This window comes from Candidatus Glassbacteria bacterium, from assembly GCA_019456185.1.
Taxonomy (GTDB): Bacteria; Gemmatimonadota; Glassbacteria; order GWA2-58-10; family GWA2-58-10; genus JAJRTS01.
The window spans coordinates 22647-31404 of record VRUH01000048.1 but is presented as its reverse complement, the minus strand read 5'-3'; the positions used below and the strand labels follow the sequence as shown (position 1 = coordinate 31404).

Annotated in this window: 9 protein-coding genes; 2 read left to right on the top strand and 7 right to left on the bottom strand. The window is 61.1% G+C overall.

The genetic code is table 11. The annotated features are described in order from the left end of the window. Window positions 1-23: 23 nt before the first annotated feature. From FVQ81_14495 to FVQ81_14475, 5 genes are all read right to left on the bottom strand, one after another. Window positions 24-1262, bottom strand: a complete 1239-nt coding sequence (locus FVQ81_14495) for a beta-lactamase family protein (GenBank protein MBW7997751.1) — start codon at window positions 1260-1262, stop codon at window positions 24-26. Window positions 1263-1297: 35 nt separating this feature from the next. Continuing rightward, entirely contained in the window at window positions 1298-2020 is a 723-nt protein-coding gene (metW, locus tag FVQ81_14490) for a methionine biosynthesis protein MetW (protein ID MBW7997750.1), read from the bottom strand. A gap of 35 nt (window positions 2021-2055) precedes the next feature. After that, window positions 2056-3288: a homoserine O-acetyltransferase gene (locus tag FVQ81_14485; protein MBW7997749.1), complete on the bottom strand. Its 1233-nt coding sequence runs from the start codon at window positions 3286-3288 to the stop codon at window positions 2056-2058. Window positions 3289-3292: 4 nt separating this feature from the next. Beyond that, complete coding sequence (locus tag FVQ81_14480; protein ID MBW7997748.1) at window positions 3293-4606, bottom strand: O-acetylhomoserine aminocarboxypropyltransferase/cysteine synthase; 1314 nt, start codon at window positions 4604-4606, stop codon at window positions 3293-3295. Window positions 4607-4917: 311 nt separating this feature from the next. After that, on the bottom strand, window positions 4918-5373 hold the full coding sequence (locus tag FVQ81_14475; protein MBW7997747.1) for an Rrf2 family transcriptional regulator: 456 nt from the start codon (window positions 5371-5373) through the stop codon (window positions 4918-4920). 254 nt (window positions 5374-5627) lie between these two features. Here FVQ81_14475 and FVQ81_14470 point away from each other — a divergent pair, with 254 nt between their 5' ends. Then, the gene (locus FVQ81_14470; GenBank protein ID MBW7997746.1) at window positions 5628-6695 is read left to right on the top strand and encodes an amidohydrolase; all 1068 of its coding nucleotides are present in this window, start codon (window positions 5628-5630) and stop codon (window positions 6693-6695) included. 34 nt (window positions 6696-6729) lie between these two features. On the opposite strand, the gene FVQ81_14465 is transcribed toward FVQ81_14470, so the two are convergent. Both FVQ81_14465 and umuD read right to left on the bottom strand, forming a co-directional pair. Continuing rightward, window positions 6730-7989, bottom strand: coding sequence for a Y-family DNA polymerase (locus tag FVQ81_14465; protein MBW7997745.1), 1260 nt, complete (start codon window positions 7987-7989; stop codon window positions 6730-6732). A gap of 10 nt (window positions 7990-7999) precedes the next feature. Next, on the bottom strand, window positions 8000-8419 hold the full coding sequence (umuD, locus tag FVQ81_14460; protein ID MBW7997744.1) for a translesion error-prone DNA polymerase V autoproteolytic subunit: 420 nt from the start codon (window positions 8417-8419) through the stop codon (window positions 8000-8002). A gap of 79 nt (window positions 8420-8498) precedes the next feature. On the opposite strand from umuD, the gene FVQ81_14455 reads away from it, so the two are divergent. Then, window positions 8499-8753: a hypothetical protein gene (locus FVQ81_14455; protein ID MBW7997743.1), complete on the top strand. Its 255-nt coding sequence runs from the start codon at window positions 8499-8501 to the stop codon at window positions 8751-8753. The last annotated feature ends 5 nt before the right edge of the window (window positions 8754-8758 follow it).

Genomic DNA, 8758 nt, shown 5'->3' with positions numbered 1-8758 from the left:
CCGGGATCCCCTTATGCGCAAGCTCAGCCGCGCAGATCAGGTTGAATTCGTCGACTACGATCCGGTTCACTGCGCCAGTTCTGCTGGGCCAGGATCGCGTGGCCGATCCGCGCCAGGTTCAGCTTCTCCGTGGCGAAATCCCAGCCCCGGCTGTGGTTGCGCTGGTTGAGTCCCATCACCAGCAGCATGTTCTCGTTGGGCAGCATGGCGCAGATCGTACCGGCCATCCCGCTGAACACCACCGCGCCAACTTGCGGGAACAGCCAGAACAACTGGCCGTAGGCCGGGTCCGGCTCGCGCTCCGGAGGCTGGTTGCGCCAGGCCGTCCGGGTATACGAATCCTCCCACACTCTGCGGCCATCGGACGAGCTGCCGCCATCGATCCAAGCTTGGGCGTAGCGGGCGATATCACGCAGGCTGCCGTACAGACCGCTTCCCGGATACGGCCCCGCCCCGAACTCGTCGCTGAAAAACACGCGCGAGGTATCCAGCCCCACGCCGCTTTCCACCACGTTGCCCAACTCCCCGCCCTGGAAAATATAGCCGACACTCTCCAGACCCAGCGGCCCGGTTACGTAGTCGGCCAACAGCTGCTCGTAGGGCCTTCCGGCGGCGGCGGCCATCACGTGGCCCAGCAGCCTCATCGCCAGCTCGCTGTAGAGGAACGAGGTCCCCGGCTCGAATTTCAGGACCAAGTCGTGGAACGGGTCGCCGTCGGGCCACATCCGGGGCGGGGAGTCATCGCGGGGTACCCCGCTGCTGTGGCTGGCCAGGTGACGGACCGTCATGTTACCGCGCTCGAACCCGCCATCGGGGCCGGGGCCTGTGAAATACGGGAGATATTTGCTCACCGGGTCATCCAGGGCCAGTACTCCGCGGCTGACCAGCGCGGCCAGCACACCAGCGCCGAACCCCTTGCTGACCGAGTAGAACGGAAAACGGGAGGCGGAATCCACCGGCGCGGCGCCGGGACGGGCGGCCAGGGCGCCGAAATATTCCTCGTACACTATTTCCCCACCCTGCATCACCACGGCCCCGCCCGCGCTGCAATCGTAGGAGAGCGCCATGCGGCCGCGCACGTGGTCAGCGAGCATCTGGAACTCTCCCCTGTCCGGCTCGGCCGCCGGTTGCGGCCGGCAGGCCATGACGGCGATTAACAGACACAGCGGGGCAGCTCTCAGGTGGCGCATGGGGTTCTCCAGGATGAATAGTGGGTATCCTGTTGGAAAGGATGTAAAACGAAGATAATAAACAGCGGGCATGGAGCAAAGGACAGCGGACGCGGTTGCAAAAAAACTCAGTCGTGCCCGCCTTCCAGAACGAACAGGGCTTCCTCGGCGAACAGGTTGTCGTCCTCGCGGATGGGACGGACCTCGCCCTCGGCCAGCACATGTCCCTCGATAATCCGGACTCCCGCGCTGTCGGCCCAGGTGGAGAAATCCTCGATCGTGCAGAGATGAATATTGGGGGTATCGTACCAGCGGTACGGCAGCGACGGGTTGACCGGTATCTTGCCGCCCAGGCCCAGTTCCAGCCTGATATGCCAGTGGGCGAAATTGGGAAAACTGACTATCCCCCGCCGGCCCACGCGCAGCATTTCCGAGAGGACTTTCACCGGCTGGTGGACTGTCTGGAGGGTCTCTTCCAGGATCACGTAGTCGAACAGGTTTTCGGTCCAGCCCTCCAGGCCCTTATCGAGGTCGGCCTGAAACACGCTCACCCCCCGTCCCACGCACTCGAACACCTTGTCAGGGTCAATCTCGATCCCCTGGCCGCGGACATTCCCGTCGGCGAAAAGCCGCGCCAGCAGTTCACCGCCGCCGCAGCCCAAATCCAGCACTCGCGCGCCATTCGGGATAGTCTGCTCGATAACCTCGTGGTCCCAGCGCTTCTGGGTATCAGGCCGAACCCTGCGCTTGCCGTTTTCCTCGGTCAGGAAGCGCTCGATCAGGGCTACCAGCTTGTCCGTACTCAGGTTTTCGATTGGCGCAGAGTAGCGGCTGGCCCACAGGCGGAGCATCTCTGTCAGGCGGTCGTTACCGTTTTTGTTCGCCATTACCCGCCCTCCCGGAGAGCCAGAAAGTCCCGCAGCAGTCCGCCGAGCTGGTCATGCTCGACCAGGAACGCATCGTGGCCGTAGTTGCTCGGAATATTCACGTAGGTCACCGGCTGGCGGTTGCGGCAGATCGCCAGGGCAAGTTCGCGGCACTCCCGCGGCGGGTAGAGCCAGTCCGTGCTGAAACTGACAACCAGCACCTTGCTCCTGATCCGCCCGCAGGCTTCGGTCAGGTCGCCGTCGCCCCAGTAGCTGGCCGCGTCGTAATAGTCCATCGCACGGGTAAGGTACAGGTAGGCGTTGGCATCGAACCGCTCCACGAAACTGCGGCCCTGGTATGCGAGGTAGCTCTCCACCTCGAACTCAATGCCGAAACTGAAATCGGGAGCGCTTTTACCCTGCAACCTGCGCCCGAATTTGTGGTACATCGCCTCGTCGCTGAGGTAGGTGATATGGCCCAGCATCCGGGCGGCGGCAAGTCCCTCGGCGGGAGGAGCGCCGCCGTAGTAGTCACCGTTGTTGAAATTGGGATCCGACAGGATTGAGTGCCGCGCCACGGCGTTGAACGCCAAGCCCTGGGTACTGAGCCTGGCGTTGGAGGCGAGGATGATACAGCGCTCCACCCGCTCGGGAAACGCAAGCGCCCATTCCAGGGCCTGCTGGCCGCCGAGCGAGCCGCCGATAACGGCGTAGAGCTTGCCGATCCCGAGATGGTCGAGCAGTTTGGCCTGCTGGCGGACCCAGTCTCCGGTCGTAACCAGGGGGAAGCGCAGTCCGAAGGGTTTACCGGTGGCGGGATCGGTTGTCATCGGGCCGGTGGTGCCGTAGCAGGAGCCAAGCACGTTGGCGCAGATAAAATAAAAGCGGTCGGTATCCAGCGGCAGGCCGGGGCCCACCTGCTCGTCCCACCATCCCGGCTTGCGGGTGCGCCACTTGCGGTTGTCCTCGCCCGCTTCCTCGTCCCAGCCCGCCGCGTGAGCGTCGCCGGAAAGGGCATGGACAATCAGGATAACGTTGTCGCCGGCCTCGTTGATCCGGCCGTATGTTTCGTACTCCACAGTGACCGGGGCCAAGCTGCCGCCGGCCTCCAGCCGGAAGGGCTCATCGTCCGGCCCCACCAGCTCGACGCGCCGGGGCCGGGTCCAGCCCACCGATTGAGGGTGTTCCGGACCCTTGATCCCCTTGTGCTCGCCGTTCTTCCGTGCGCCCTTTGTCTGCGGGCGATCGGCCATACGTTTACTCCTGGCTCTTCTTCAGCGCCTGGTCCAGGGCGGCGATAATGTCGTCGACATCCTCGATACCGACCGAGAGGCGGACGTAATCGTCGGTCACACCGGTCGACTCCTGCTCCTCTGGGGTCAACTGCTGGTGCGTGGTGGTGGCCGGATGGATAATCAGGCTCTTGGCGTCGCCGATATTAGCCAGGTGGCTGAACAACTGGACGTTGTCGATCAGCTTGCGGCCGGTGTCGCAACCGCCCTTGATCCCGAACCCGATAATTGCGCCATAACCGTTCTTGAGGAACTTCTGCGCCCTGGCGTGATCCTTATGGCTGGCCAGACCGGGGTAATTGACCCAGTTGACAGCCGGGTGGCCTTCGAGGAATTTCGCGACGACCAGCGCGTTCTCGCAGTGCTTCCCGAGCCTGAGCGGCAGTGTCTCCAGGCCCTGCAGGAACAGGAATGCGCTATGGGGGCTGATCGCCGGACCCAGGTCGCGCAGCATCTGGACGCGGGCCTTGATGATATAGGCAATACCGGGCACCACGGCCTCGTCGTGATTGCCGAAGAACTTCCAGTAGCTCACCCCGTGGTAACTGGGGTCCGGCTCCACCAGTTCGGGGAACTTGCCGTTGTTCCAGTCGAACTTCCCGCCATCGACAACCGCTCCGCCGATCGAGGTGCCGTGCCCGCCGATAAATTTGGTGAGCGAGTAAATGATGATATCCACACCGAGATCGAACATATCCAGCAGCGGCGGCGGAGTCACAGTAGCATCGACAAGCAACGGGATGCCGTGTTTGTGCGCCACTTCGGCGATACCCGGGTAATCGTCGATATTGTTGGCCGGGTTGCCGATAGATTCGGTAAACAGCGCCCGCGTATTATCGTCGATAGCAGCCTCGAAATTCCGCGGGTCGCTGCTGTCGACAAAACGGACCTCGATACCCAGCTTGGGCAGGGTGTAGTGGAACAGGTTGTAGGTGCCGCCGTAGAGAAAGCTCGTGGATACGATATTCTGTCCTACTCTGGTGATATTCAGGATCGCCACGTTAGAGGCCGCCTGGCCACTGGCAAGCGCCAGCGCGCCGGTGCCCCCGGTGATCGACGCCAGCCGCTGCTCCAGCACATCCTGGGTCGGGTTCATGATCCGGGTGTAGATATTCCCGAATTCCTTGAGCGCAAACAGGTTTGCCGCGTGCTCAGTGTCCCTGAACACATAGCTGGTGGTCTGGTAAATCGGGACGGCCCGCGCCCCGGTAGTCGGGTCCGGCTGCTGGCCTGCGTGCAATGCCCGGGTCTCGATACCCTTGATAAATTCGTTGCTCATTTCCGGTGCTCCTTATATAAACGGTTTGAACTTCCGTGGCAATTTAAACGCTTCCGTAGTTACTCTCAGCATCCCCACACTCAACGGCGCGGCTTACATCGTAGTTCGGCGGCAGGGGTTCGTCCCTCTCCACGGGGGCACCTGCCGGAACCATGAATTCGGGGGATTCGCCCTGTCCGCTGCCATCCAGATCATCATCCTAAACTATTTCCTTTCAGCTTTTTGCATACCCGCTGTTAACCACCGCTCCCGCCCAACCCGGCCCAGCAACGGGGCCATCTGATCCGGTTTGCGTACTTGCCGCGCTGATTTCAAATATCGTAGCTCAGGTTGCGCTCAGCGTTGCGTCGATCCCAGTCTCCGATAATATCGCTCAATGACGTGCCGTGGTAAATCTCGTCCATCCGTACACTGACTCTCAACCAGAAATCATAATAAGGGTGGTTGTAATTCAGCTCGGACGAGGTCTCCCCGTTTGCGGTGCTGTCACAGTTGACCGGAGCCAGGTTCCCGTCGACAAACCTGATGATCTCGCCCACGGAGATGTCTTCCGGCTCACGGGCCAGCAGGTAGCCGCCGTCCACTCCGCGCCGGCTCTCCACGAAACCGCCCTGGCGAAGCTCGTTGAGGATCACCTCGAGAAAGCGCTTGGGTATCGACTGGGCCGAGGCAACCGTGGCGATCTTGATCGGGCGCTGATCGCTATACCGCCGCGACAGCTCGAAGAGGGCCCGCAAGGCGTAGCAGCATTTGTTGGAAATCTGCACGGTTACTCGACCTGGTCAATTGTTCATAATCTCAATCGAATTAATGTACAAAATAAAACAAAAAAAACGCCCTGTCAAGAGACCATAGTACACTTTTCCGGTCGAGCCGGAAGGCCGTCCGAAAAAAGCCCGAGGTCTCCCGGGCGGCAATTGAATGATGCAATCTAGCTCTGAATACAACGCAGCTTTTTTCCTTTTTCACCCTCTGCATAAAGATTATCTTGGCCCCAGCACATTCATGCAGGGAGGAAATCATGTTCAGGATACTTTATCTGGCGTTAATGCTGACCGTCGCGACCCCGCCGCCGGCCGCCGCCCGGCAGTCCCCCGTCTCTCCCGCCCCCGATAACGCCGAGCGCGAGCTGGGCGACAACGGCTTCTCGGCCGGATTCGGCGCAACCAACCATAGCTGGTCGCTCGACTGGTTCGACAGCCACCTTCACCTGGCCTGGAGCCATTTCCCCAATGTCCTGCGCGGCCAGCAGATCCAGGAAGTGATGGACCACTGGTTCGAGCGGGTGGGAGTTTACCATTGCGGCCGGGCGATTTTGCTTGATCCCTACCCGGAGACGATGGAGTGGGCGCGCGACGACCCCAGGGTCCATCTGTTCTGGTGGATGAACTGGGACGAGGGCGGCAAGCTCGATGAGGTCAGGAGACGGGTGAGCGAGGGCCTGATTCAGGGCCTGAAACTCCATACCGCGGATTTCCGCCGCCAGCAGGACGAGAGTTTCGAGGTGATGGGCTCGCCCGAGTGGCGGGAGATTTACGCCTGGTGCCAGGCCAACGGCCTGCCGATCCTGCTCCATCTCAACGAACACTGGGGAGATCAGCATTATGCCTACGGACGAGGGGCAAAGGAGTTCTGGGCGCGGGCCTCATACAGCAACGGCGAGCTGCTGAATTATTTCCTGACCGAACTGGCCGCCGAGTACCCTGACTTGAAATGGACGCTGGCCCACATGAATTTCATGGGCGTCGACTCGCTGAGCGCGATCATGGACCGCCACCCCAATATCTACGTGGAAACCAGCATCGGGATGTTCCTTCGCGAGTACGACCACCTGACGCCCGAGGAGATTGCCCCCTACCGCGAGTTCTGTATCAAGTACGCGGACAGGGTGATGTTCGGCACCGACGGGTTCGCCTATCAGCCTCTGGAAAGCCGTTTTCCGGGCCACGTCCGCAACTGGTGGCTGCCCCACCATATCTTTATCACCCAGCTCGGCCTGCCCCGGGAAACGCTGGACAAGATCACCCACGGTACCTGCGAGGCCATGCTGGGCAAATACCTCAAGCAGCCGGACACGGGCGGCCGCTGACCGCGGGGCACCGGGCTTTTCGCCATTGATTGAGCTAACACCTGACCGACAGCAACTGGTCCCAGCGCGTGGTACGGGCGGGCGAGAGGCAGTTAAAAGTAGTGCGCCAATTGGAAAGCTTGATCAGGCCGGACGACAGGTAACTGACCGTACCGATACCGTACTTTGTGTTGATCTCGTCCAGCGCGCGCATAGCTCGCCGCCGCCGCTTGATATCGTCATCCAGGAACAGGTCGCCCTGGATCGAATGTTCCGGGATGATTTTGGTCAGCCAGACACCGGCCCGCTTGTAGCGCCGGTTCCAGTGATAGATACTCTCCATCGCATCCAGGCCCGCGCGGATCATCTCGCGCGTATCGTTCGTCGCCTGCCGGAACCGTACCCGCCGGCTGCCGGCGTACGGCCGCTCCCTGAACCTGTTCGTCTCGATCCTGATCCACATCTCCATCGCGGCAGAGCGCTGTGACCGCAATTTTTCGGCGACGCGGGAGATGAAAGAGGACACCGCCTCCCTCATCGTCGCCAGATCGCCGATTTCCCTGCGGAACGTGCGGGAACAGCCGATTCCCTGGCGTGGAGCGCCGGAATGTTCCAGCGGGTAGCAGCACACCCCGCGCAATTCCTCCTGCAGCCGCAGGCCGACCAGACCCATCCACTTGTCGATTATCCGGCTGTCGGTGTCCCTGAACTGCAGGGCATTCCGGATCCCGCGTCTCAGCGAAGACCTCAGGTGCCGCCTCCCGATCCCCCAGATCTCACCGATCCCGGTTTCCGCCAGCGCAGCCTCGATCTGTTGGCGGTCCATCAGCAGCGCAACGCCGTCGGCGGCTTTCGCCTGCCTGTTCGCCAGCTTGGCCAGGGTCTTGCTCGGCGCGATACCGACCGAGACAGTTATCCCCGTCCACCGCTCGACCGTTTCCCGAATTTTGCGCCCGTAACCGGACAAATCGGCGCCTGTCCCGCTCAAATCACAGAAAGCCTCGTCGATACTGTAAACCTCCAGCGCGGGCGTGAGCTCGCCAAGAGTTTTCATTACCCGCCGGGACATGTCCCCATACAGGGGATAGTTGGATGAATAGACACGGATATCATGCCGCCGGATCAACTCGCCAATCTCGAACGCCGCCCCGCCGATACCTATCTCCAGCCGTTTTGCCTCGGCGTTACGGGCCACAACGCAGCCGTCGTTGTTCGACAACACCACCACCGGCTTACCGGCCAGTCCGGGTTCGAAAACAGCCTCGCACGAGGCGTAGAAACTGTTGCAGTCAACCAGGGCGAAAACGCGCTGCATCCCAGCCCTCCTATCCCCGCGGGGAGTGTATCACGTGGGCCACAACTCCCCAGATCCCGCAGCCGTCCGGCGGAATTTTAATCGGCGGGTAATCCGGGTTTGCGGCCACAAGCGAACCGCTGCCGCCGGTCAGTATGAGTTGCTTACAGGTAAATTCCCCATCGATCACCGCGATCACGATATCGCCGTGATTCGGCTCAAGCGCCTTGTCGACGATCAGCAGGTCTCCGTCGTGAATGCCGGCTCCGATCATACTGTGGCCCTCGGCGCGGACAAAGAACGTGGCGGCGGGGTGCCTGATCAGGTGCTCGTTGAGGTCGAGGGACCGCTCCTGGAAATCCTCGGCGGGACTGGGCCAACCCTGAGCCACGTACGGAAAAGAATCGAGCGCTAGTCTGCGGAGAGTGACGGGGACCCGATAGGTCTTCACATTTTTCCCTTGTCACGAAATAATGACGAACATAAAGCGAATAAAAAGCGAAAGTACTCTTTATTATAGCCGGAAAGTGATGGCAGGTCAAGTCCCGATCTGGACCGGCCGACTGCCGATGCGAAAAGGCGGGCTGCTTTGTCACGCAGCTCGCCTTTTCGCTCAATTGCCGGTGATCGACATTGCCGGAAATTATTACAAATCCACCACGCTCAGCCGCAGTTCGTGGCTGCCGTCGCTGCTCTCGGCGATCCGGCATTTACCGCCGCGGCCCTCAAAACGCAACCTGTCGCGGAGGGATGAATTGAAACTTTCATTGCAGACGCGCGGTTGATTCAA

Excerpts from the sequence above, each read along its gene's own strand:
- FVQ81_14495 (MBW7997751.1), bottom strand. The coding sequence starts at position 1,262 with ATGCCCGCTGTTTATTATCTTCGTTTTACATCCTTTCCAACAGGATAC.
- metW (MBW7997750.1), bottom strand. The coding sequence starts at position 2,020 with ATGCTCCGCCTGTGGGCCAGCCGCTACTCTGCGCCAATCGAAAACCTG.
- FVQ81_14485 (MBW7997749.1), bottom strand. The coding sequence starts at position 3,288 with ATGGCCGATCGCCCGCAGACAAAGGGCGCACGGAAGAACGGCGAGCAC.
- FVQ81_14480 (MBW7997748.1), bottom strand. The coding sequence starts at position 4,606 with ATGAGCAACGAATTTATCAAGGGTATCGAGACCCGGGCATTGCACGCA.
- FVQ81_14470 (MBW7997746.1), top strand. The coding sequence starts at position 5,628 with ATGTTCAGGATACTTTATCTGGCGTTAATGCTGACCGTCGCGACCCCG.
- FVQ81_14465 (MBW7997745.1), bottom strand. The coding sequence starts at position 7,989 with ATGCAGCGCGTTTTCGCCCTGGTTGACTGCAACAGTTTCTACGCCTCG.
- FVQ81_14455 (MBW7997743.1), top strand. The coding sequence starts at position 8,499 with ATGGCAGGTCAAGTCCCGATCTGGACCGGCCGACTGCCGATGCGAAAA.